The organism is Chloroflexota bacterium (assembly GCA_026708035.1).
In the GTDB taxonomy this organism is placed as follows: domain Bacteria; phylum Chloroflexota; class UBA11872; order UBA11872; family UBA11872; genus JAJECS01.
This window is the reverse complement of sequence record JAPOVQ010000012.1, coordinates 56,341-80,765: the sequence shown is the minus strand read 5'-3', so window position 1 is coordinate 80,765 and position 24,425 is coordinate 56,341. Positions and strand designations below refer to the sequence as shown.

The 24,425-nt window shown below is 66.3% G+C and carries 16 protein-coding genes; 5 read left to right on the top strand and 11 right to left on the bottom strand.

Going from position 1 to position 24,425, the window contains the following annotated elements; genetic code table 11:
• Positions 1-566: 566 nt before the first annotated feature.
• The 9 genes from OXG33_05225 to OXG33_05185 form a co-directional block, all read right to left on the bottom strand.
• On the bottom strand, positions 567-1,160 hold the full coding sequence (locus OXG33_05225; protein ID MCY4113330.1) for a GNAT family N-acetyltransferase: 594 nt from the start codon (positions 1,158-1,160) through the stop codon (positions 567-569).
• 672 nt (positions 1,161-1,832) lie between these two features.
• Entirely contained in the window at positions 1,833-2,651 is an 819-nt protein-coding gene (locus tag OXG33_05220; GenBank protein ID MCY4113329.1) for an ABC transporter permease, read from the bottom strand.
• Positions 2,652-2,659: 8 nt separating this feature from the next.
• Positions 2,660-3,505, bottom strand: a complete 846-nt coding sequence (locus tag OXG33_05215) for an ABC transporter permease (protein MCY4113328.1) — start codon at positions 3,503-3,505, stop codon at positions 2,660-2,662.
• Positions 3,498-4,541 (bottom strand): ABC transporter ATP-binding protein, encoded by a 1,044-nt coding sequence (locus OXG33_05210; GenBank protein ID MCY4113327.1) that lies wholly within the window; start codon positions 4,539-4,541, stop codon positions 3,498-3,500. Before OXG33_05210 ends, OXG33_05215 begins: the two co-directional genes overlap by 8 nt.
• A 169-nt stretch (positions 4,542-4,710) precedes the next feature.
• The gene (locus tag OXG33_05205; protein MCY4113326.1) at positions 4,711-5,445 is read right to left on the bottom strand and encodes an HAD-IA family hydrolase; all 735 of its coding nucleotides are present in this window, start codon (positions 5,443-5,445) and stop codon (positions 4,711-4,713) included.
• Between the two features lie 34 nt (positions 5,446-5,479).
• The gene (locus tag OXG33_05200) at positions 5,480-6,172 is read right to left on the bottom strand and encodes an HAD family hydrolase (protein MCY4113325.1); all 693 of its coding nucleotides are present in this window, start codon (positions 6,170-6,172) and stop codon (positions 5,480-5,482) included.
• A 40-nt stretch (positions 6,173-6,212) separates the two neighbouring features.
• Positions 6,213-7,877: an MDR family MFS transporter gene (locus OXG33_05195; protein MCY4113324.1), complete on the bottom strand. Its 1,665-nt coding sequence runs from the start codon at positions 7,875-7,877 to the stop codon at positions 6,213-6,215.
• Positions 7,874-8,269 carry a type II toxin-antitoxin system VapC family toxin gene (locus tag OXG33_05190; GenBank protein ID MCY4113323.1) on the bottom strand — a complete coding sequence of 132 codons (396 nt, stop codon included), beginning with the start codon at positions 8,267-8,269 and terminating at the stop codon, positions 7,874-7,876. The genes OXG33_05195 and OXG33_05190 overlap by 4 nt, the downstream gene beginning before the upstream one ends.
• On the bottom strand, positions 8,266-8,511 hold the full coding sequence (locus tag OXG33_05185; protein ID MCY4113322.1) for a ribbon-helix-helix protein, CopG family: 246 nt from the start codon (positions 8,509-8,511) through the stop codon (positions 8,266-8,268). Before OXG33_05185 ends, OXG33_05190 begins: the two co-directional genes overlap by 4 nt.
• Positions 8,512-9,178: 667 nt before the next feature.
• Between OXG33_05185 and OXG33_05180 the strand changes: the two genes are divergently transcribed.
• From OXG33_05180 to OXG33_05170, 3 genes are all read left to right on the top strand, one after another.
• Complete coding sequence (locus tag OXG33_05180) at positions 9,179-14,389, top strand: PQQ-binding-like beta-propeller repeat protein (protein ID MCY4113321.1); 5,211 nt, start codon at positions 9,179-9,181, stop codon at positions 14,387-14,389.
• Positions 14,390-14,402: 13 nt separating this feature from the next.
• Positions 14,403-17,057: a polysaccharide deacetylase family protein gene (locus tag OXG33_05175; GenBank protein MCY4113320.1), complete on the top strand. Its 2,655-nt coding sequence runs from the start codon at positions 14,403-14,405 to the stop codon at positions 17,055-17,057.
• 477 nt (positions 17,058-17,534) lie between these two features.
• Entirely contained in the window at positions 17,535-19,658 is a 2,124-nt protein-coding gene (locus OXG33_05170) for a PQQ-dependent sugar dehydrogenase (GenBank protein ID MCY4113319.1), read from the top strand.
• Here OXG33_05170 and OXG33_05165 read toward each other — a convergent pair.
• Entirely contained in the window at positions 19,655-21,244 is a 1,590-nt protein-coding gene (locus tag OXG33_05165) for a hydantoinase/oxoprolinase family protein (protein MCY4113318.1), read from the bottom strand. The two genes, OXG33_05170 and OXG33_05165, sit on opposite strands and share 4 nt — an antisense overlap.
• A 4-nt stretch (positions 21,245-21,248) precedes the next feature.
• Entirely contained in the window at positions 21,249-22,367 is a 1,119-nt protein-coding gene (locus tag OXG33_05160) for a DUF917 domain-containing protein (GenBank protein MCY4113317.1), read from the bottom strand.
• 194 nt (positions 22,368-22,561) lie between these two features.
• On the opposite strand from OXG33_05160, the gene OXG33_05155 reads away from it, so the two are divergent.
• Together OXG33_05155 and OXG33_05150 are read left to right on the top strand one after the other, a co-directional pair.
• Positions 22,562-23,641, top strand: a complete 1,080-nt coding sequence (locus tag OXG33_05155; GenBank protein ID MCY4113316.1) for a phytanoyl-CoA dioxygenase family protein — start codon at positions 22,562-22,564, stop codon at positions 23,639-23,641.
• Between the two features lie 330 nt (positions 23,642-23,971).
• The gene (locus OXG33_05150) at positions 23,972-24,400 is read left to right on the top strand and encodes a nitrile hydratase subunit beta (protein ID MCY4113315.1); all 429 of its coding nucleotides are present in this window, start codon (positions 23,972-23,974) and stop codon (positions 24,398-24,400) included.
• Positions 24,401-24,425 lie beyond the last annotated feature (25 nt).

The following is a 24,425-nucleotide window of genomic DNA, read 5'->3' as shown; positions in this document are numbered from 1 at the left end:
GCCATGTGGGACCCGACCATGCGCTAACCCTTGACGGTCCAACACCGTTGCTACACGGACGCGTCGTCTCCTGCTGTGCCGCCGCGCCCCTCTCCGTCATTCCGGCGTCCGATGCCCGCTCCCATGAGGAGAGGGCTGGGGTGAGGGGTTCCCCGCCGCCATTCCGGCGTCCAACTCCCTCTCCCGTGGGGAGAGGGCCGGGGTGAGGGGCTCCGCGCCGTCATGAACCAAGCGTGGCGTTTACTTGCTCAAGCCGGACTCGCAACCGTCATTTTCGGGGCTGAAGCCGCGCGGAATGCGCGAGCCCCAGCGGCCGCTAAACCTGGGAGCCGGGAGTTTTTTGGCATGTTCGGGCTTTAACTTCGACTCCGAAATACAAGCTCGGCGGCTGACGTTTCAGGTGGAGCCGCGTAGGCTGCCCCCGCCGTCATTCCGGCGGAGGCCGGAATCCAGGTCCGATACAGCAGGTAGAAGTCTATTTCCTCCGAGGGGGATGCGGGCGGGCACAAGGGCCGCCCCTTCACGGCGCCGCCGGCTCGCGCTCCGCGGCCGCGTGGGATGTGCTGTCACTCGACCCCCAAGGGCTTCTCCATCCGGTGGACGGCGGTTGATCCCGAGACCAGGCGCACGAGGTAGCCGTCCCAGGTTTTGGTGGTGGTGTAGCCGAGCCGCTGGTAGAGGCGGATGGCGCCGTCGTTTTCGGTGATGACGCCCAGCGACATGGTGCGCTTGTCCATGGCGCGAGCCTTGGCTTCGGCGGCTTGCATCAGCGCGGTGCCGAGACCCAGTCCCCGGGACGACGGATCGACGGTGAGCGACTCGACGATGAACTCGTCGGGCGCGACGCCCTCGGTCAGCAGCAGCAAGTTGCCCAGCATGCGTAGGGCTCGGACAGGCGTGAAGCGTGAGAACAGGGCGGCCAGGCTGAGGTTATAGAACTCCCGGCTGCCCGACCTGAAGGTCAGGATGCCGGCGAAGCGTCCATCCACCGTGGCCGAAAAGCAGCTGGTCGTGTCGACCGAGTCGCGAAAGAGGCGGATCAGGTCGTCGGCGTCGCGGAAGCCCAGGCGGAACTTTTTGGCGAACGCGTCGTAGGCCACCCGCAGGGCGTCGCCGACGAATTCGGCCTCGATGCCCTCGACGATCGCGACGTTTCCCAAGGCTGTTGTGCTTGCGCTCGACGGTTTCTGCAGCGTCCGTAGCGTAGGGCACCGGGCCATGCGGCATCGGCCGTTGCACGTGCGACGTCGCTCGTGCTGGCGGCGCTCCCACGCTGCCCGCAGCGTGGGCCACCGGGCCCTCACCCCCGGATCGAGTCCGGGCAGGCTCTCGCCCTTTCCCGTCCAGAAACCTTTGCAGAGTCCGGTAGGGTCGGGTCTCAGACCCGCCCGAGGCCAAGCATCCGGCGCGCCTCCCGAGTCGACCGGACTGGATTCCGGCCCCGTATCAAGTACGGGGCAGGCTCTTCGCCGGAATGACGGCGGGGAACCCCTCACCCCAACCCTCTCCCCGCGGGGGAGGGAGTCGGACGCCGGAATGACGGCGGGGAACCCCTCACCCCAACCCTCTCCCCGCGGGAGAGGGAGTCGGACGCCGGAATGACGGCGGGGAACCCCTCACCCCAACCCTCTCCCCGCGGGAGAGGGAGTCGGACGCCGGAATGACGGCGGGGAACCCCTCACCCCAACCCTCTCCCCGCGGGAGAGGGAGTCGGACGCCGGAATGACGGCGGGGAACCCTTCACCCCAACCTTCTCCCCGCGGGAGAGGGAGTCGGATCCGCTCGTCGACGCGGATTGCGTGCCTGCCGGCGCTGATCGATGGGCGCGGGACCTAGGTGTACAGCCCCACCAGGCCGTGGCGGGTGGCGTAGCGGTCGAGGCGGTTGAAGACGGCGACGCCGCCGATGCCGGCGACGACAGCGGTCAGCGACAGGATGATCAACTCGGCCCAGATGGGGATCAGCGTGGGCGTGCCCAGCAGCGTGTGGCGGATGGCGTCCAGGGCGTAGGTGTGGGGCAGGCCGTAGCTGATCCACCTGACCTCGGCCGGCAGGACGGCGATCGGAAAGGCTGCTCCCGCGAGCAGAAAGGCGATGCTGTCGAAGAGTCGCGGGACCTGCCACTGCCGGACCACCAGCGCCACGCTGCCCCAGGCCAGCCCCATGCCGGCGAATCCGACCAGGCTTAGCAGAATCACGGGGATGCTAAGAAGGCTCACTGCCGGAAACCCGCCGGCGACCAGCAACACGACGACCAGGATGGCGAGCGCCAGAATCAGCATGGTCGCCAGCTCAAACAGCGTCACCCCGGCAATCGGCACCCATCGCGCGACTCGCGTGGTGCAGAGGTGCGGCAGCACGCCGGTTTCATTCCCCGAGCGGAGATAGCTCTGGGTCCCCGTGGCTGCACTTTGGGCGACATGCAGCGCGAGCCACCCGACGGCGACGAACGCGACGACGTGCTCCCCGCCGCCGCTGGCCGCGAATCCCTCGCTGCCGAACGCCAGTTGCGCCAACAGCAGGGGGATAAGGAGTGTCGCCACGTTGATCAAGAGGGACAGCAAGCGGACCTTGGCGCGTCCGACTTCCTGCCATCGGCATAGGAACGACGCCCACACCGCCAGCAGCGCGGGACGAAGTTCGGCCGTCATCGGGTGCCTCAAAACGCCTCCAGCAAGCCGCGGCGGCGCGTGGCGCGGTCGAATTTCGCGAAGAGGCGCCAGCCGACGACGCTCAGGACGAGGGTCATGCCCAGCAACACGGCCGCCGCCAGATACGCCTCCGGTGCGTCGCCGAAGACCAGCGCGGCCCGCAGTCCGCGGGCAATCCAGGTGAGCGGCAGCGCGTGTCCCACGACCTGCGCCCACTCCGGGAGCACGGTGGTCGGGTACGCGATGCCGGCGAATACTCCCGACGCAACGGTGAACGTGCCGAACAGTATCGCGGCTTCCCGATACCGCATGACGAATCCGGCCATCAATACGCCGACCGCAATGCTGGCCGTGACGGCAGTGACCAGCACCAACACCAGCGCCGGCGGGACGAGGCGCAACTCGAAGCGAAACAGCAGCCACACGGCCGCGAACATCACCAAGGCAAAGGCGATTTGCGCCAGCGCGCGACCCGCGGCATCCGCGGCCAGGATGAGCGTTCGCGGGGTGAGCGAGGTCCAGGCGATCCCGAGCGTGCCCATGTGTCGCTCGCTGGAGAGCCCGATCGCGACCGATTGCATGGTCGTCGCGATCCAGACCATGACGACGGTGCCGATGGTGGCGAACGCGAGGTAGTTGTCGGTGCCCGCCGCGGCCGCGAAGGTCGCGGCCTGCGCCTCGTCCGGTCCGGCCAGCGCGCGAGCGTTGAGCACTACGGGCAACGCCGTTGTCAACGCCGCGACGACGCCAATCTGCCAGAACCATCCCTCGCGCCGCTGTATGCGCGAGGCCTTGGCGGCGACCGCGACGAACGCCGCCACGTGAGCCGGCGCCCGGCGCCAGATTTCAGACACGTTCGAACGGGCCTTCCAGGCGCACGCCGGTGAGCTTGATGAAGGCGTCCTCGAGCGTGGCGTCGCGCAAGCGGGCGTCCTCGATGGTCACGCCATCCCGGCGCAGCCGCTCGTCGAGGGCATGGGCCGTGCGCCAGCCGTCGGCGGCCCGCACCGCGGCCTCGATTGATCCATCGTCCGCCGCGTCGCCCCACCACAGCGCCTGGTTGCCCAGGGCCGTCCGGGCGGCCTGGAGGTCGCCGCCGAGGCGCAGCTCGAGTCGCGGCTCCAGGCCGGCTTCGCGGATCAGCTCTCGCGGGGCGCCCTCCGCCACCAGCACGCCGCGGTGGATGATGCCGACGCGGTCACAGATCTCTTCCGCCTCGTGCATGCTGTGCGTGGTGAGCAGGACGGCTTTGCCCTCCCGGCTCAGCTCGCGAATCAGCCGGCGCGTCCCGCGCGCGGCGGCCGGGTCCAGCGCCGCGGTGGGCTCGTCGAGCATGAGCACCGGCGGGTCGTGGAGCAGCGTGCGGGCCAGGTTGAGGCGTTGCTTCATGCCCGTGCTGTAGGTCTCAACGAGTTGATCGGCGCGGTCCGCCAGACCCAGGTGGTCCAGCAGGCGCTCCGTGCGCTCGCGGATGGCCGACCCGGTCATGTACTCCATGCGCCCGAACAGCTCCAGGTTTTCGCGTCCTGTCAGCCGCCAGTAGAGCCCGCGCTCGCCGGCGAACATGACGCCGATGCTGCCGCGCACGTCCGCGCCCTCTTGCACGGTGTCATAGCCGCAGACCAGCGCGGCGCCGGCGGTGGGCTCTAGCAGGGTGGAGATCATCTTCACCGTCGTCGTCTTGCCGGCACCGTTCGGGCCCAGCAGGCCGTAGCACTCGCCCGCCGGGATGCACAGGTTCAGTTCGCGCACGGCCATGATCGGCTCGGCGGATGCTTGGGACGCTCGACGGCGCCGCACGATCTCCCACGGACGGCTGCGGGGTACGCGCGGCTCGAAGTGCTTGGTGAGTCCCCGCGTTTCGATCAGGTGTGCCGGTGGCTGCTGCATCCTGCTTACAGCCAACCGCGTCCGACGCCCGGCGTCAATCGATCATCAGATCCGATGGCCCATGCTGCGGGCAGCATGGAGGTTCGTCCAAGGCCGATCCCACGCTGCACGCAGCGCGGGCCACCGGACACGGGCGCCCATGCGGGACGCCCCTACACGACGGCGGCGGTCAATCGGTCGCGGCGGTGCCGGTCGTGAGACCGGGAAGCTCGCCGAGCGCGTCGATCGACTCGCCCCGCCACGACTCTTGTTCCGAGTACTTCTCCGCCGGCCTTCCCGGCGTCGTGATGAGGATGGTGCGCATCCCAACTCGCTGAGCGCCGGTGAGCTCACCCTGCGCGCCATCGCCGACGTACATGCAGTCCGATGGATCAACCCTCAGGCGCTCGCAGGCGCGCAAGTAGATGGCGGGATCGGGCTTGGTGAGCCGCTCAACGCAGGAAAACAGTGGTTCGTCGATCGCCTCGGCGTAGGGCGTCGTGGACCAAAGGAGGGGAATCTCCGGAATGCAGTTGCTGATGAGCGCTGTTTGCAGACCCAGCGCGCGCACCTGAGCCAGCGCGGCAAGCGCGTCCGGCCGCGGCCGCAGGATGCGCCGCGTGCACTGGACGCGAATCCGGGACGCCTCTTCAACGGCCGCCGCGTCGGGTTGCGCTCCCAGCGCGGCGCACACGCCGCGCACGCACGCCTGGATGGTCGGAAACGTGCCGTCATAGCGCTCTCGCCAAGCCTTGGACCATGCCTGCGAGAAGGCGTCGGGGTCCACGCCGACGGCTCGTGCCATCTCGATGCGGCACGCCCTGAACGCCGCGTCGTCGACCGGCGGTGTGAGCGTGTTGAAGAGGTCGAACACCACCGCCGCCACCGGTGCGCTGCCGCTCGGGTCGTGGCGCTGGTTGGTCATGCTGTGCCCCGGCCGCCGCGAACGCCGCTCGGCGTCAATCGGCAGCGGCGGCTCCTTCTCCAGTGATCAGACCCGGTATCTCGCTGAGGGCGTCATTCGCTTCGCCAGGCCACGAGGTGCGTTCCGAATCATAGGCAGCGGAACTCGCGGGCGTCCTGATCAAAATCGCGCGCATGCCCACGCGCTCGGCGCCGCTGAGTTCACCATTGCCGCCATCGCCCACGTACACGCAGGCCGCCGGGTCCACCCCGAGTCGCTCGCATGCCCGCAGATAAAGAGCGGGATTGGGCTTGATCAACCCCTCCGTACAGGAGAACAAGGGTTCCTCAACCAGCTGGGCCAACGGCGTCGCAGGCCAAAGGGCGGGGACGGGGGGCGAGCAGTCGCTGATCAGCGCCGTGCGAAGACGGAGCGCACGGATCTTGCCAAGCGTGGCGACGGCGTCCGGCCGCGGCTGAAGAGTGCGTCGCGCGAACTCGGCGCGGATCCCCGATGCCTTTCGAATCCCCTCCGCATCGACTTGTTCCCCGATCATGTGGCATACGCTCCGCACGTCGGCTTCAGCTGTTGGATAGTCGCGGCTGAATCGCTCCCGCCATGTGTCGGACCAGCCTCTGCTGAAAGCATCTGGGTCCACGCCGACGGCTCGGGCCATCTCCTTGGCCGAGGTGTGGAACGCCCCGCGATCGACCGGCGCGGTAAGCGTGTTGAAGAGATCGAAGACCACCGCCCGCACCGATGCGCGGCCGTTCGACCCTCGGCGCAGTTCAGTCAGGTCGCACTCCCGGCCTGCGCGTGCGCAATGGGACTTCCTTGAGAAAGATCGTCACCACGAATGCGACGGCCAGCGCCACGGTCACCACCAGGAATACGTCGCCGATGGCCGACGCCAGCGTCTCGCGCAGGGCCGTGAGCAGCTGCTCTAGCATCGCGGCGCCCTGCGGCCCGCGGTCGGCGAACGCGGTCTGGAGCTGATCCAGGGCCTCGGGATTCACCAGCGCCTGCGGATTGTTGGACATCTCGGCGAGCTGGCCCTCGGGCAGCGCCTGCCGAATCGGCGGTGGCAGCGCGTCGTCGAGCCCCGTCGCGAAGCGGTTGGCCATGTATGACCCGAGCACCGCCAGGCCCAAGGCGCCGCCCACGGAGCGATAGAACTGCGTCGCCGCAGTTGCGGCGCCGAGCTGATTGGGCGGGATGGCGTTCTGCACCGCGATGGTGAAGCTGGGGAAGGTGATGCCGAGCCCGATGCCCGTGATGACAATGCTCGCCACCGCCTGTCCGAACGACGTATCGGCGGTCATGCGGGAGATGAGCGCAATGCCAACTCCCATGACGACGATGCCTACCAGGCCTTGCATTCGGTAGTGCCCGCCCAGGCGTGAGAGGGCCTGGCCGGAAAGCCCGGCGGCCACCACCATGCCCAGCATCATCGGCGTGAGGAACGAGCCGCTGCTGGTCGCCGACGCCCCCAACACGCCCTGGAAGAACAGCGGAATGAAGATGATGGACCCGAACATGCCGAATCCGGTCAGGAATACCGCGACGAGTGAGACGCTCACGGCGCGGTTGGAGTAGATGCTCAGCGGCATGATGGGGTCGCTCGCCCGCCGCTCCACCACCACGAAGACCAGGGTCATCACGGCGGCGAAGGCGAGGACGCCGATGACCTGGAGCGAGAACCATTCGTACTGAACGCCGCCCAACGACAGGCCGATGAGCAGCGGCACCACGATCAGGACCAAGAGCGCCATGCCGGCGTAGTCCAGCCGATGCATCCGTCCCGCCGGCCGGATGTTGGGGAAGAAGCGAATGAACAGGGCAACCACCGGCAGGCCCAGGGGCATGTTGACGTAGAAGACCCAGTTCCACGACAGGCTGTCGGTGATGAAGCCGCCCAGGGTGGGGCCGATCACCGACGAGATGCCGAAGACTCCGGCCACGACGCCTTGGTACTTGCCGCGCTCCGCGGGCGAGAAGAGATCGCCCACGGTGATCAGGGACATGGCCATGATGTTGCCGCCGCCGATGCCCTGGATGGCGCGGAAGGCGATGAGCTGGTTCATCGACTGGCTCAGGCCGGCCAGCACCGACCCAACCAGGAAGATGCAGATGCCGCCGAGGAAGAACGCCTTGCGCCCGTAGAGATCCGACAACCGCCCGGCGATGGGCACCACGGTGGTGGATGCGACCAGATAGGCCGTGGTGACCCAGGTAAACCGGTCGAAGCCGCCCAGGTCGGCGACGATGCGCGGCATGGCCGTGCTGACGATCGTCTGGTCCAGCGACGCCAGAAACATGGCGAGCATGAGCCCGCCCATGGTCAAGACGATATGCCGGCGAGGGAGCGGCTCCGGGTCCGCCTGGTGGGTGGATTCCGGGCCGGCGTTCGGCTGCCGCGGATCGGCCGGCGGATTGGCGGGCTTGGTTGTCACGCGAGGCGTTCAATCCCGGGACAGGCGTCAAGGCCGCGATCGAAGCTCAGAATGCGGCTGATTTCGGCCTCGTGCATGACGGCCACGTGGATGGCGTCCCGTGCCGAGAGGCCGTCGATGGAGCTGATGAGCGCTCGTGCAGCGCGGATTTCCGACATGCCAAAGGTCAAGATGTCGTCGACAAGGGCATCCAGACTCTCGAAGGCCGCGTCTATGGCCTGTAGGCGCTGCGTTGCCGTGTAGCGATGCAGGATCTCTTGGTAGACCTCGACGTCGGTGACGAATCGCTCCCCGTCTGCGACGAGCTGCGTGAGGACCGCCACCGCGCGATCCTTGTTCGGATGCGATGCACCCACCAAGTACATCGGCACATTGGAATCGACGAAGATCACGGCTGCTGGTATCCGGCCTCGATCTCTTCGAGCATGTCCTCGATGTCAGCCGTTGGGAAGCTGTGCCGTGACGCCTTGGCAATTGCCCGCAGCTTGGCGTCAATCGTTCCAGCATCGTCGCTGCGGGCTTGGCGCAGCGCCTGACGGACCCATTCCGCAACGGTCACGCGTTGCCGCCGGGCGACGCGCTGAATCTCTCGGTACTCTTCCTCGTCCAAGAGGACCTGCAGTCGTTTGGACATAGTGAAAGTCTATTTGACTCATGTGACATGAGTCAATCTCTGGCGTAGGTAGTCTGGAGCAATCGTGGTTCGAGACCGGCGGTAGGCGGGTCTTGCTTCGTCATGTCGGGCGCCGGCGATCCGAGCGGGACCGGTCATCTCCGCACGCTCCACTAGAATGCGCGGCCTGCTAGGCGCAGGCTCCGGTGGGCGCGAGCAAATGCGAGCATGGCGGCGGCGGGCGGCTCTTGCGGGCCTCGTGGTCCTTGCCATGGCCGCCACGTTCGGTTCCGTTGGGTCCAAGCCTGCCGTTTCGCCGCCGTCTACCGCGCGTGCGGCAGCCGAGCCGAGCCCGGCGCCGGTCTCGGCCCCGGAGGCAACCGGCGGCGCGACGCCGCAAGCCACGCCCACCCCCACGGCCACGCCGACATCCGAACCAACGGGAATCGTCCTCGATCTGCAGCCCGGACCCCGCTCACGCGATGGGAGCTTTGGCGAGTTTGTGCGAGCCACCTGGCGAGACGTCTTTGAAACGATTTCGACAGCCGAGCAGGAATGTGTCCGACGCGAGGTCGGGGTGACGCGATTGTCGTCGCTTCTCGGAAGTCCCCTGCTCACATTCTTTGCGCCCCCAGCGCCGGTGCACGTGGACTTCTTTCGGTGTCTCGACCAGGCGAATGCGCTTCGCTTGCTCATCTTTTGGGTGGGTGAAGGTTGGTATCAAATCACCGAGAACAGCATGAGCTGCGCTGAGGAATTCGTGGTCCCATATGACCTTGCGGACTACGTGACCGGGATTCTCCCCGACGCCGATTCGGAGAGCGTGGCCGCCTCGCGGGAGATACTCCGCGGTCTCCTTGCGTGCAACATCCAGCCGCTTCGGGACACCCTTAGTCGTGGAGGACCTGGGCTCAGCAAGCCAGAGGATCTGTGCATTCATTCCAGGTTGAGCGAAGCGGTGCTTGCCCTGCTCTTGGGCAGGACGGCCCAGGCGGAGTCGCAACAGTGGCAAGAGGACGTCTTTCGCTGTCTGGAAGAGGGCACGGTCGCCAGGTTGTTCTTCGAATTGCTGCCGACGGAGTCCGGCGGGGTATTCAGGGACGATGAGCGCTGCGTGCGCGATTTGTTTAGCGATAGCGAAATCGCCGGCGGGATGTTGCCAAGGTCCGATCCGGACCGTGCTACGGCCATTCAGACACTGATCGATGGGCTGCGGAGCTGTATTCCCGACGTCATCATTTCAGGTGAGGACGCACACCCGGTCGACCGTTGGATTACTTGGGGTAGCGGCCCCGAAAGCTCATGCGTGCGAACTGAAGTTGGCGAGCCGCTCATGGAGCTGGTATTGGGCAAGCCGTTTCGTCCCACCCCTGAATTGGAGAGGGGCGCCCAGAGCTGCCTGGTGACGCCGACGGCCACGGCCATTTCACTGGCGGCACTTGCGCGAGAGGTCGGCGGCATGACTCCCGAACACCACGAGTGCGTGCGGTCATATCTCCTCGACTCAGAGTTCAGGATTGCTCTTCTCCCGGGTGAGAGCCTGGCCAGCGCTCCGGCTTTCCGAGAATTCGCCGCGGGCTACGGGGCCTGCGTGGAAGATCTGCTTCCGGCGGCCGATGACGACGACGGCCCGGGCTGGCAAACCCCGTCGCCGGTTTGGCAGTTTTCCGCTGGCGGCCCAGTCGTTGCGGCTCCCACCGTCAGCGATGGCGTCGTATTCGCCGGGTCGGACGACCATCAGGTCTACGCGCTCGATGCTTCGAGCGGGGCGTTGCTGTGGAGCTTCGCCACGGCCGACGCGGTGAGGTCCTCGCCCACCGTCTCCGACGGGGTGGTGTACGTCGGATCCGACGACCATCACTTGTACGCGTTGGATGCCGCGAGCGGCGAGCTGCTCTGGAAACTCGATACGGGTGACTTGGTGCAATACCAACCTGCGGTCAGCGACGGAATGGTCTTTCTCAGCGCGCGAGATCGCGGGGCGCACCAGCTTCATGCCCTTGACGCGAAATCGGGAGAACGGCGCTGGGTTGCCGAACCACCCATCGCGTTCGATCCGCAGACCGCGCCGACGGTGGCCGGCTCGCAACTCTATTTCACGAGCATCGCGGGCGACCTGCAAGCGCTGAGCGCGTCGACCGGTGAGGTGGTATGGAGCTTTTTTGCTCGGACGTCCTCTCGATCATCCCCCTTGGTGATCGACGGAGGCCCCGTGATCGCCGACGGGAGGATCTTGCTTACGGCCGACACCAGCATCTACGCACTTGATGAAGAAAGCGGGCGGAAGATCTGGGACCAGAACCTGTACTGGAGCTTTCACGACGATGCCCGAGACATGCCGGCGCTGGTTGAAGGCGAGGCAGTGTACGTTTCGGTCGGCGATCACGTCTTCGGCAACGATGTCGCGACAGGCGAAACAAACTGGTCGTTCCAGCTAGGTGGAGCCGTCAATTCGCCTGCGGTATTCGCTCAAGGATTCTTGTATCTCGCGTCGGATGGCGGGCAGTTTTTCGCCACCGATCCATCAAAGACCAACTACAAGCCTGAGGAGATGGTTTGGGGCTTCGATCTGGTTGACCGGACGCTCGCCCATCCGGTGGTTGTCAACGGACTCCTCTACGTCCAGTCAAGCGACGGGAGCCTCGAGGCCTACAACGCCGCCAACGGCCATTTGATCTGGACCATTGATCTGGGCGAGCGGGATGAACGGCGCTGGTTCACCGTCGTTGAGAACACGGTGTATGTCGGGGCTGCCGACGGCAGCGTCTATGCCATATCCACCGAAACGCCGGAGATCTCGGAATCAGCAATCGCCGTGGAGACGCCAGCGCCGTCGGAAGCCGAACCGATTCCGGTCACCGCGACGCCATTTGGTCAAGGCATTGTCAGCACTTCGGGGAGTTACAACGACGAAGACGCAAACATCGAAGCCAGGTGGAGCGACTATGACCGGACGTTTCTCGCCATGTGGAAGCGGCCGAAGAACATTGTTCAGTGGTATCCGGATCCGTCGCAGATACTCTTCGCCGTTGGTCCGATGCTATATCGCGTCGCGTCGGACGGCTCGGGCGTAGAAGCGCTGGTCGATGTCAGCGCCGAAATGCGGCGGATTGCTGGGAGGGACTATTACGAATGGGTCTTCCATGCCGCCAGCGTTTCGCCGGATGCTACTCGCGTTGCCTATTCGACGTTTGAGGGTATCGAACAGGAGGAACGCTACGACCTGTTGGACGCCGACGCCTACGAGATTGGGGTTCTGGAAATCGATGGCGGTCAGCGAACGGCGCTGACGGCCAACCAGCGCTACGACGACTATCCGACATGGTCTCCGGATGGATCGAGCGTGGCGTACATCCAATGGGACTTCGAGTCCGGCTACGGGCTAGCGACCGTCGGTACGGACGGCTCTCCGGCAAGGGTCCTGGTCTCGGGCCATGTGCTGCCTCGTGAAGCGACAGATAGGCAAAGGCCGGTTTGGTCGCCCGATGGCGGGCGAATCGCGTTTGTCGGGTTCGAAGGAACCAAAGCGCGCGGACCGGCGATCTTCACCATCGCCATCGACGGCTCGGACCTGCGGCTTCTCACGGCGACCAATAGCCGACCCGCATGGTCGCCTGATAGCACGCGGATTGCATTCGCCAAACCGGACGGCGACGAATTGGCCCTGTTCACGATTGCCGCCGACGGCTCTGGCCAGCAGCGCGTCACGACCATCGACCCGTCCGCCGGCGATCGGTTTGGGTCGAACGACGAGCCCATTGACCCGGAGGACACTTGGGTGGAGACGCTGTCCTGGTCGCCCGATGGGTCGATGATCTTGTTCAGCTGCGGCGATCACATTTGCATAGTCACGGCGGACGGCGCACACGTTGGAGTCTCGCCGTTGACGCTTGTATACGGGCTAACTGCCGCCTGGTCGCCGGACGGATCCCGCATTGCCCTGGGGAACCTCGAACTGCCACGCCCGAAGAGTGACGAGAGCGTCGCCCTCTACAGCATGGCGCCGGATGGGTCCGACCTGCGCATTCTCCTGCGCCATGGCGCCGAGGGCGATCTTCGCGCGATCGGTAAGCGTCAGACGCCTGAGCCCGTGTCGATCGCCGGCTGCGCCGCCGGCGCCGCGGTCGCAAATCCGGCCGACAATCCCGGGCTGGTCCGCGATTGCGAGACATTGCTCAGCGTCCGGAACGTCCTCGCCGCGTCTCCGCCATTGGACTGGTCGGACGATCGCCCGATTACGAGCTGGGAAGGCGTGGCGATTGGCGGCACACCGCCGCGCGTCCAGGGTCTCGACTTACGGTCACGCGAGATGTCGGGCGAGTTTCCAACCGAGTTGACGACGTTGACCGGGCTCAGGGAATTGGATCTCGGCTGGAACAAGCTGACCGGCGTCATTCCTCCCGAGATTGGCGCGCTGACGAACCTCACCAGGCTGGATCTGTATTCCAACAACCTCACCGGTGACATACCAATAGAAATCGGTCGCCTCATCAATCTATCGCGTCTACAACTGAGCTCTATGAATCTCCATGGGAAAATTCCTGGAGAACTTGGCCAGCTTACCCAGCTGGAGGTTCTCATTCTCGGGGCCAACTCACTGACAGGTCCGATTCCCCTGGAGCTGACCCAACTTCAAAGTCTTCGGTATCTCGACCTCGGCGGCAATGAGTTGACCGGTCCGATTCCTCCCGAGCTTGCAAACCTGAGAAACCTCACGGGCCTCAACCTCGGTTGGAATCGGCTGTCGGGTGGGATACCCACAGAGTTCAGTCAGATCAACGGCCTCGACAGGCTCACACTAAGCGGCAACCAGCTGACCGGCGCGATTCCTCCGGAGCTCGGAGAACTCAGCCTGATGCGTGAGCTATTTCTATCGGGCAACCAGTTGTCGGGACCTATTCCCGAGACGTTTGGGAATTTTCGACATCTTTGGTATCTGCATGTCAATGACAATCAATTGACCGGTCCGATTCCCGCATCGCTCGGCAATCTGGGTGAAATGTCGGAACTGTATCTGTTCAACAACCAGATCGAGGGGCCGATCCCGCCGGAGATTGGGCAGCTCAAGAATCTCTTGTATTTCGTTGCTCATGACAATCGACTGACGGGACCGATTCCCGCGGAACTCAGCGGCCTTTCATCAGTAACCAGCATAAGTCTGAGTAACAATGCAATCGATGGACCTATCCCACCAGAGCTTGGCCAGATTCCGAATCTTCGGTCACTACGTCTCGATAACAATCAATTGACGGGTACAATCCCGCCGGAATTTGGTGAACTTACGGCGTCATGGATTCTCCTGAACAACAACCAACTGTCGGGAGCTATCCCACCGGAGATTGGCCATCTTTCGAGCGTTGAAGGCCTGTGGCTTCAAGGCAACCGGCTGTCAGGCGAGATTCCGCCGGAAATCGGTCAACTCTTCGAGCTCAGGGATCTGGATCTGTCGGACAACCAACTGAGTGGTGCGATTCCTATCGAGATGTTCGGCGCGCGGTACTTGAGGGACTTGAATCTTTCCGGCAATCAGTTGACGGGGCCTATCCCGCGCGAATTGCTTTCGGGCGTCGGGGAAGTCGTGAACGTGGCGAACAATCTCCTGACGGGATCGATTCCCACGGGTCTAGGCTGGGATTTCGGGATCAAGGAGCTTATTGCATCCGGAAATCAGTTGACAGGGCCAATACCTCCCGACCTCGTGGAAGATGGCTTTTTGCGATTGCTATTCCTTGACGGAAATCAGCTCACCGGCGAGATTCCCCCGGAGTTCGGGCGCTCAATCCACCTCGAGGAAATCAATCTGTCCGGCAACCAGCTGTCCGGGTGTATTCCGGTTGCCCTCAGATACCTAGTGATCCATGAGTTTGAAAGCTTGGGGATGGTCTTCTGCGAAGAATAGAGGCTTGTGGGTCATGCGGACGCGATGGCTGCGCGCGGCTTGGGCGGGACTCATGCTGCTTGCCCTGGGCGGCACGTGTGGTCCTGTCGAGTCCGAGCCGGCCGTCCAGACGCCGCCAGCGCGGCTAACGCAGGCCGCTGCCGAGCAGGGCCCATCGCCCACGCTGACTCCTGTCGCCACGGCCGCAGCGGTGCCGACGGAGACCCCAGCGCCGCCGAGCATTTCGCCCACGCCGTCGCCCGACCCAACGCCCGCACCGACCGCAACCCCGACACCCAGCCCGGCTCCGGAGCCCACAACCGCCGTGCACCTCTATATTCCGACGGCCGGCGTTGACGAGGCGACGCCCACGGCCGAGGCGCCAGTTCAGCCGACTGTCGAGGACCAAACGGCAGAGCGGCTGCGCCGGTTCATCCAGGAAGGCATCCACCAAGAATTCCCGGATGCCGATGCCCAGCCGGTGCACGTGTTCCCCTTGCGGCCATCCGACGCGTCGGGCGACTTCTGGGGCGCGGTCACGGACGGCCCGCAGCCCGCCAGGCTTACGGCTGATGACGAGGTGGTGAACTTCTGGCACTTCGCAGCCGTGTACCGGCTCTCCGCGGAGAACCAGTGGATCGAGGTCGACCGCCTCGAGATCGAGCTGGCGCCGCAGCGAACCCAGGTCGACATGACGCCGACGGGGTGGGCGCTGGCCGACGGCACGCCGGCGGCCTGGATCACCGTCCGCGGCGGCACCGGCGCCCACGCCGGCACGCTGAACATCATCAGGTTCGACGGCGCGACGCTCAGCACGGAGCTCTCATGGCTGAGCGCCCGTCCGGACGCCGGCGAGGTCGCGGAACTGGACGGCGACGGCCTGGTGGAGGTCGTGGTCAACGATTCGGATCCCTACGTGTTCTGTTACGCCTGCGCCGTTGAGCTCAAGCGCGAAATCCTCTACTGGTGGGACGGATCCCGACTCGTTCCCGTGGATCTGCGCGCCCCGGTGGCCAACGTGCCCGCCGGTGTCGTGACCCAGGTCGATGAGGTTGTGGCGCTGGCCCGGGCCGGTCTCTGGCGGGACGCGGCGCTGGCGGCGATCGCCGCGGCCCGGCAGGTCCCGGAGAGCGCGGAGGTGCGCTGGCTCTCGGTGGTAGTCAACCGGACCGCCGCGGCGCGGCTGCTCCACGCGGGCTCGGTGGCGCAGCCGCTGCTGACCACGGTGTTTGCCGGCGAGTACGCCGCGGCCGTCGACCTGATGCGCGCGCACGATCCGGCGCAGGCGTTCGCGCTCGACGGCCCGCTCATCATCGACACGGAGGCGGAACGCGATCCGGCCACCATGGCCACCCAGATGCTGGACCACACGACGCGGGCGCTGGAAGCTGCCCCCGACCGGGCCGAGATCCACGCCGTCCACGCCCTCGCGCTCACGCTCGCCTCGCCCGATGACCTCACCAGGGCCCGGACGGCCATGCGGCGGGCCGCGGAGCTAGCGCCCGACGACCCATTCTTCGCGGCCGCCAGTGACTTTCTCGCCGGTGTGCCGCAGGCGCCCGGCACACCTCCGAGCCCGCCTGACGGTCCGGAGCCCCTGTTGCCCGGCCCGTCGGCCGAGTTCTTTGCCGAGGGCAACCTGCTCGGGAGCGGTGATCGCGGCCGGAACGTCAAGGCCCTGCATCAACGGCTGGCGTGCCTGCGGGTGTCGGGATTCAATGACCCCGGTCGATATTTCGACGAATATCACGAGGCCACGCGTCGAGCCGTGGTGCGGTTCCAGGCCGACCACGGGCTCACGCCGACCGGCGTCGTCGGCGCGGTCACCTGGCAAGCGATCGAGGCGGCGAGCGCCGCGTCGCCGGACTGCAACGTCCAAGCGCTGGCTCTACCTTCCAACGCCCGTTTCGTGCTCGCTCGCGACGCGTTGGTCGATGACGCATCGGCCGACAACCAACCGGCCGACGACGAACCGGTCAACGACTCGCCCGCCGACATCGCCGCCCGTCCCTCGTATGGAGCAGCCGGGCAGCCGGTGGTCTATCTGACCTTCGACGACGGCCCTCACGCGAGCTACACCCTGCCCATGCTGGAGATCCTGTCGCGGTACGACGCCGTGGCTACGTTCTTCGTGCTGGGCGTGCAGGTGCAGCGCTTCCCGGAAGTGTTGGAGCAGGTGGTTGACGGCGGCCACCGGATCGCCAGCCACACCGTCAACCATCCGTCACTCGCCAATCTCACGCGCGAGGAGTTCTTCGGCGAGGTGGCCGGCGGGGACGAGGCGATTCGGGCGGTCGTCGGCGACCGGGCCGATCCGCTCGCCTGCTTGCGCCCGCCCTACGGCGCCGTCGATGCGCGCACGGCCCCACTTGCCGCCGAGCTGGGGAAAGCGCTGGTGATGTGGGATGTCGATCCCCAGGACTGGCGACAGCCCGGCGCGGAGCAAATCGCTTCCTACGTCCTGTCCCACGCCTCGCCCGGAGCGATCGTCCTCATGCACGACGGCGGCGGCGGCCGCAGCCAGACCGTCGCGGCGCTCGAGACGGTCCTCGCCGAGCTCTCGTCGCGTGGCTATGAGTTTCGCGGCATCCCGGGGTGTGGCGGTGAACCGGCCGAGTCGGACGCTACGCCCACGCCGGCCGATGACGAACCCGCCGACGCCGACGCCACGGTCACCCCCAGCGGCTGAGGCATAACCCGATCAATTCCTTCAAGACGGTCCGGGAACGGGTCACGGTCGCAGCCAACGCCCGCCACCATCGCGCCGGAGAACTCAATCGCCGGCCCGAGCCGCTACCCTATTCACACCATTGGGGCAGGTCTTTTGCTGCCGACTGTTGGGGGCTTGGTGCCTGAGGGGGTCGCCGGGACGATGCCACGCAAGCAGATACGTTTCTTGCGGACCTGCTCAGTAGTTGGGGCGATGTTCCTGCTTCTTGGCGGCTGCGTCGATTCCGCGCCATTGGATCCCGATCCCAGACTGGACACCGGGGTTCGCCAGCGGGCGTTCACGCCTCGTCGAGCGCCCTCCGTGGCCTCGCCGAGCCCAGTGCCGGGTCCAACGTCGACCGTGCCCTGGGCAATCCTGCCGCGGAATGCCGCGCCGACACCGACGGTGGCCTCGCTGAGCCTCACGCCGAACTCAGCGCCTGCCGCCACAACGCCGATGCCACAAGTCTCTCCGACGCCGGACCCGACACCGACCGCCGCCGCGACGCCAACGCCGCAGGCGTCAGAAGCGTCCACGACTCCCACGGCCGAACCTGAGGACTTCGGGGCGAATCAGGCCGCATTTGTGCAGGTGGGGACCGGCGAGAACCACGCCTGCGCGGTGCGCAGCGACGGCAGTGCGGTGTGCTGGGGCAGCAATGACCTGGGACAATTGGACCTCCCGAGCGGCGTCAAGTTCCGTGCGATTGCGTCGGGCTGGCGCTTCTCCTGCGGCATCACGACGGAAGGCACGCTGGCGTGCTGGGGCAACAACCGTCACCAGCAGGCCGATCCCCCCGATGGCCAGTTCACCGCGGTGACGGCCGGCTGGGACCATGCCTGTGGCATTGGCCCAGACGGCGCAACGTGTTGGGGACGGGAGGCGGATGGTCGGGCGGCCGTCCCGGCCGGGGTGGCGTTTACGGCGATTGGCGCCGGCGCCGAGCATAGCTGCGGCCTGAAGGACAACGGGGACCTGGCCTGCTGGGGCAAGAACGACAACGGACGCGCCGATTCTCGAGTCGGTCCGTTCCGCGCCCTGGCCGTTGGGGTCGCCCACACGTGCGTCCTGCGCGCGAACGGCGCCGCGCTCTGCCAGGGCCAGAGCGAGAACGGGGGAGGGCTCCCGCCGGCGACCGTGTTTGACCAAATCAGCGCCGGTGATCGCCGCACGTGCGGCGCATTGGCGACCGGCCAGGTGGAGTGCTGGGACGCCCGACCAACCGGAGCACCGCTGGAGACGTTTGGTCCCCCCGGCGCCTTCTCGTCCCTAAGCGTCGGGTGGCATGACGCCTGTGCCATCAATGAAGCCGGCCAAGTCGGGTGCTGGTCGTCCCATCCATACTCCTTCCCTGAACCCTATAGCCGCCTGCTCGTCGTGAATGCGTTTCCCGACATCGAGCTTTCCCAGCCTGTCGAAGTGATTCCCTGGCCGTATGGCGGCCTCGCGGTGGCCGATAAACGGGGCTCAATCGCGGTGCTGTCGTCGGAGTTTGGGCGGCGTCCTGTGTTGGACCTCTCCGACGTTGTCTACTCCGACCGGTACGAGATGGGAATGCTGAGTGTGGCCGTGGACCCGGACTTCGAGCGGTCGCCATTCCTTTACGTCTACTACACGATGCTGGACAGGGACGATGATCGATGGTTCGCCCGACTCTCACGTTTTCCGGTCGCGGATGGAATCGCCGTGCGCGAGCAGGAGTTCGTCATCCTCGATGTTCAGAGAAAGACGCAGGCGGCAGATCATTGGGGTGGCGCCATTCGGTTCGGACCCGACGGCATGTTGTACTTGGGCTTCGGCGATAGCTCGTGTCTTGAGTGTCCGCAGAGCCTGGACTCGTTGCATGGAAAGATCATCCGCATCGACGTGCGGGGAGCATCGGGCGACCAACCCTATCGGGTTCCCGACGACAATCCGCAGTGGGACACGCCGAACGCACGACCGGAGATATGGGCGTATGGACTGCGGAATCCCTGGCGCATGGCAATCGACGCGGAGGATGGCAGTCTGTGGATTGGCGACGTAGGGTGGAATAGGCAAGAAGAGGTGTCAATTGCTACCCCGGGCGCAAATCTCGGCTGGCCGTACTATGAAGGCAATTGGTGTCGTCATCGTGGTTCACTTGCAAATGATATTAACATTGATCTCAAGCTTAAATCTGCGCAAATATGTCAATATCTCTCCATTTACCCCAGTCTCACAATGCCTCTAATCACCTACGGGCGCGACGGTGGTTGTGCCGTCGTTGGCGGCGTCGTCTATCGAGGAACTTCGATCCACCAGCTCAATGGCGTGTACCTGTTTGGCGACTACTGTAGTGGACGAGTCTGGGCTCTCGACAGGAACCCCGAACCCGGCTGGCGCCTCGTCGAGATTGCCGACCTGGACCGGCCGCTCAGTTCTTTTGGCGTCGACGCCGACGGCGAAGTGGTTCTGGTGACGTTCGGCGGCGCTCTTGTACGCCTGGTACAAACCCAGTTGGGGTACGCAGATTCGGTGACGCGCAAGGTACGCGTCACGACTCTTGGGGCGCCGCTCGACCCTCGAATTCAGCCGAGTTTCGGAGACCGCGGGCCCTAGCCGGGCGCTCGTGGCGCGTGTCGCCGCGGCCGGCGCCCGCCCCGCAGCCGCGGCAGCGCGATCTCTCCCAAGACCTTGATCCGTACGCGGCGCGAATTGCCGGGCAGATAGGCCAGCGGCAGGTCCTCGACCTCCACGACCTCAAGCGTGTCGGGATCGGCGCCCGCCGCGATGGCGTCCGTTCGGGCGGCCGTGGTCGCCGCTGCGATGGCCGCGTCGCGCGGCACGTCGCGATAGACCCGATCGGACTCGCCGCTGACCTGGGCCATTGCGGCCCCCACGGCGTTGGCAACCGCGGCGTGCGGCACGCGCACGGTTTCGCCCGCGCCGGCCAGGCCGTCGGGCACCAGGAACGCAGCGCCGCCGACGGCGATCACCGGCCGGGGCTCCGCGTCGGGCCTCAGGCGATCAACGGCGTCCTCCAGCATGGCGCGAACCATCGCCATCGCCTCGCTGACCAAACCGTCCGGCAGGTCGCCCACGAGACGCGGATCGCCCAGCGACGCTGCTCCGGCGGCGACGGCCACATCGGTGCCCGTGGTGACGCCCCCACCGAAGACGCGGCCAAGCTCGGTCAGCCGGAAGCCCACGCTCTCCGGACCGATCGCCAGCGGCGGGGCGGTCACCTTCGACCCGCCGCCGAGCGGCAGCGACAGCAGATCCGGCATTTGGAACAGCGTGCGCACGCCGCCGATCTCCACGACCCGGTTGGCTTGACGCGGCAGGCCGTGACGGAGATAGCCGATGTCGGTCGTCGTCCCGCCCACGTCGATGACGAGCGCGTCAGACGTGCCCGAGAGAGACGCCGCGCCCCGCATGCTGTTGGTGGGCCCGCACGCCACGCCCAGGATTGGCAGCTCCGCCGCCCGCTCCATGCGCGCGATGGTCCCGTCGTTCTGGGTCAGATAGACCGGCGCGTCGATCCCGGCCATCCGCAGACCGTCGGCAAACGCGGCGGTCGTCGCGCGGGCCAGGTCGACCAGGCTGGCATTGAGGATGGTGACGTTCTCGCGCGGCAGCAGACCGATGCGCCCCAGGCAATGCGACAGCGTGACGCCGGCCCCGGGACACACGCGGCGCACGATTTGGCCCGCGCGTTCTTCCAGCGTCGCGTCGAGCGGCGAGAAGACGGACGTGATCGCCACGGCTCGGATTCCGGCGTCGCGAATCTCGCGGGCCGCTGATTCAACTGCGGCGGCGTCGAACGGAACAATAGAACGCCCGTCGTATTCGTGGCCGCCGCGCACCATGAAGTTTCGCGCCTGGACGGTTGCCGTCAGATCAGGCGGCCAATCCGTGAAGGGCTCGAGGAAGGCGGTCGCCGGCAGGCCGATGCGAATGGCGGCGGTCGGCGTCAGCCCTCGCCGCTCGACAATGGCATTGGTGAAATGCGTGGTGCCCAGCATGACCGCATCGACGCCTGCTGCGTCGGGTCCCGCCAGTCCCAGAAGCGCATCGAGTGCCGACGAGATACCCGAGCTCACATCGGCGGTGGTTGCCGTCTTGACATAACGGCGCACCTTGCGGTTATGCAGCAGCACGGCGTCGGTGCTCGTTCCGCCGACATCGATCCCGATGGCCTTCACCGGGTCACCGCGTGAAGAGCGGGTGGTAGTCGAGATCGTGGCCGAAGGCTCGTGGCCCCGTCAGCTCTAGCCCGCGCTCGCTGAGCAGCATCTCTGGCGCGGGCAGTGCAACAACCGCCACCCGCTGCCCGAACCGAACCACTTCCGTGCCGATGGCCTCGCCGGAATCCTGATCCAGCACACAGATGAGGTCGGGCGTGGTGGCGCACGGTTCGTCGTCGCGCCAGGCGACCGTGAACTCGTTCTGAAACGCGATGCGCATGGTGGCTCCGGTGTGGGCGTCAAGACCTGCGATGTCGAGCCGTCCCCGCAAGTAGCCGCCGGTGGTTTGCCGCTCCACGTCCGTGACCTTTCCGCGCAGCAGCGCAATGCCGCCTTCTTGCTTCAGGAGCTCGGCCACCGGATCGCGGTGCGCGGCTTTCGCGCGCCGGACGGTCTGGCCGATCCGCAGCGCCTTGTCGACCGTGTAGAGATGCGAGCCGGTCTTGACCTCATGACCGGTTCGCGGGGGGTTGCAGGTCGCGGCAACGGCGCCCAACTCGGTGCAGGCGCGGCGGCGCAGGCGCTCCAGCCACTTCCAATCCGCCGCCTCAGAGATGATCACGGTATTGGGCCGGATGTCAGCCATCACCAGCGGATGACAGGTGAAGTCCTTGACCGCGAAGCTCGTCATCTGCGCTTCGGGAAAGGCCCGGCCCATGGCGTCGGCGTCCACGACCGGCAAACCCAGCATGGCCGCCGCCATCAGCGGTTGAAACGCATTGCCGCCGCCGATCTCCCAGGGCATTACCGCCGTGAACCGGATGCCGGCGTAGGCCTCCATTTCCCGGATCGCCCGGGTCACCGTCGCCGGATCGGTCAGCCGCTCCTCCGCCGGCAGCGGCGACCCCATCTGGTTGACGGCGGCGACATGGGCGTCGTCCGGCAGGTCCATGGGGTCAATGACTTCGACCACGCGGCCTTGCGCGTAGAGCTTCTTGAGGCAGAGATTGCCGTAGGTGGGGTCGCCGCCGCCGCCGGTACCGAGGATCCAGGCGCCGACGCGCAGGTCGTCGATGTCGGTCTCGGTCAGGGTCGTCCGCGCGACGCCCGCGAGGCCGTAATGAACCGGGCCGCTGCTCACAATGCAGTGGATCGTACTGCGGACGCCCGCAAACTACCCGAGCGCGCGCGCCTAACGGGCGTCCCAGGACGCCCCGCGCAGTGGCCTTACAGGAGTAGCCGAAGGTACCGCTCCCCGTCACTGGTGACCCTACGCGGCGTGGGCCATACTCACGCATCAGCGTGAGGGCATCACCCACACAAGGACCGGATCCCATGCCAGCGTCCGCCCCAACCGTCCCCCAGGCCGCCCGCCTCACCGAGAGCCAGATCGCCCAGTTCAAGCGCACCGGCTACCTCGTGCTTCCGGGCGCCGTCGATGCCGATCTCTGCCGCAAGGCCCGCGACCAGATGTGGGAAACCATCGCCGAGAGCCGGCCCAGCATGAAGCGCGACGACCCCGCCACCTGGGTCCCGTTCACCGACGAGGAGAAGGAAAGCTACGCGCGTCCGGAGGTCGGCGGCGACCCCTATTTCTCCGGCGGCGGCCATCGGATGATCATTCGCAACGGCGCGGAGGATCTGCTGCTGGACATCGGCGCCCGCGCGGTGTGGGACATCGCCGAGCAGCTGCTGGGCCAAGGCGAGGTCGTGTTCCCCGGCGGCGTCGATGACGCCGGCTGCACCACCGGCCCCTGCTTCATGACCCAGAAGATCGCCGAGGGCATGGAAGTCCACATGGGCCCCCGGCGCGAGGAGTGGACCGGCAAGGGCTCGGGCGAGACGGAATACCTGCGCCTGCCAAGCACCGGCCCGCACTGGATGACCGCGCAGGGCACCCGCGGCATGTACTGCACGCTGCCGAACAGCCCGGTTTCGACCCCACCCGATTGGCGCGGGGCCCACGCGGGCGAGGGTCTCTACAACAGTCGCCGGCTGCTGCAGACCGCCGTCTACTTCGACGACGTGCCCGAGGGCGCGGGTGGGCTGATGCTCTTCCCGGGCAGCCACCACCGCATCTGGGACTACTGGGAGACCACGAACCACGGGGCGACGGCCATTGCCAACGGCGAGGACGCGCCCAGGTTCGTGGGCTACACCGATCCCCCGATCGGCGCCATCAAGGACGACACGGAGCCCGTGATGACCGCGGGACCCGCCGGGTCCGTGGTGCTCTGGCACACGATCATGCTGCACCTGGCCGGGTGGAACGAACACCCCGACATCATCCGCCAGGCCACGCTCTACGGCTTCCACAAGAAGCCCGACACCTGGCCCGACGATCGCCTGGCCGCCGGCCCCAAGGGCAGCATCTGGACCGACTGGTCCGAGGAAGTTCGGGCGGTGGAGATCTAGCCGAATAGGACGCCGCGGGTCGCCGAGAGTCCGTCACTCCCGCGGAAGGAGACCGTTGCGTAACCCCTCCAGGGCAGATCGGGGAGCACCTCCGGTCCCCTCTCCCTTGAAGGGAGAGGGTTGGGGTGAGGGTGACCCGCGGCTCTGGGCGTGGGGTGTCGACGATTAACGCAACGGTTTCGGGAAGCGGTGATCCCGGTCCCGAATCCCTGCGCGATCCGTGTAGGGGCAACCCTTGTGGTTGCCCGTCGGGACCCCGCCCATGACGCCGGACTCCGACGGCTTGGTACTTGTCGCATCCAACGTGTGAGGTGAAGGCGGAGCTAGCCGATGAAAATCTCCGGCATACACGACATGGGCGGGGTGCCGGGCTACGGACACGTCGAGCCTGAAGCGGATGAGCCGATCTTCCATAACGAGTGGGAGGGTCGGATCTTCGGGCTCGTGATTACGGTCAAAGACGGTCTCTCGCGTCCCAGGCTGGAAGGTCTTGATCCAGACGAATACCTGTCCGGCTACTACCAGCGGTGGCTGCTCGCCTTCGAGCGCGGGCTCGTGGCGCGAGGCGCGCTGAGAGTCGAGGAGCTGGACGCCAAGACTGAGTACTTTCGCAACCATCCGGCAGCGAGCCCGACGCGAGTCGTCGATCCGGAACTGACCGACCGCGTCCGCCAGGGCGTGTATCGGCAGCGGGACGTTCGCAAGACGCCGACACTGGTGACCGTTCGCGCCGTGGGCCATACTCACGCATCAGCGTGAGGGCATCACCCACACAAGGACCGGA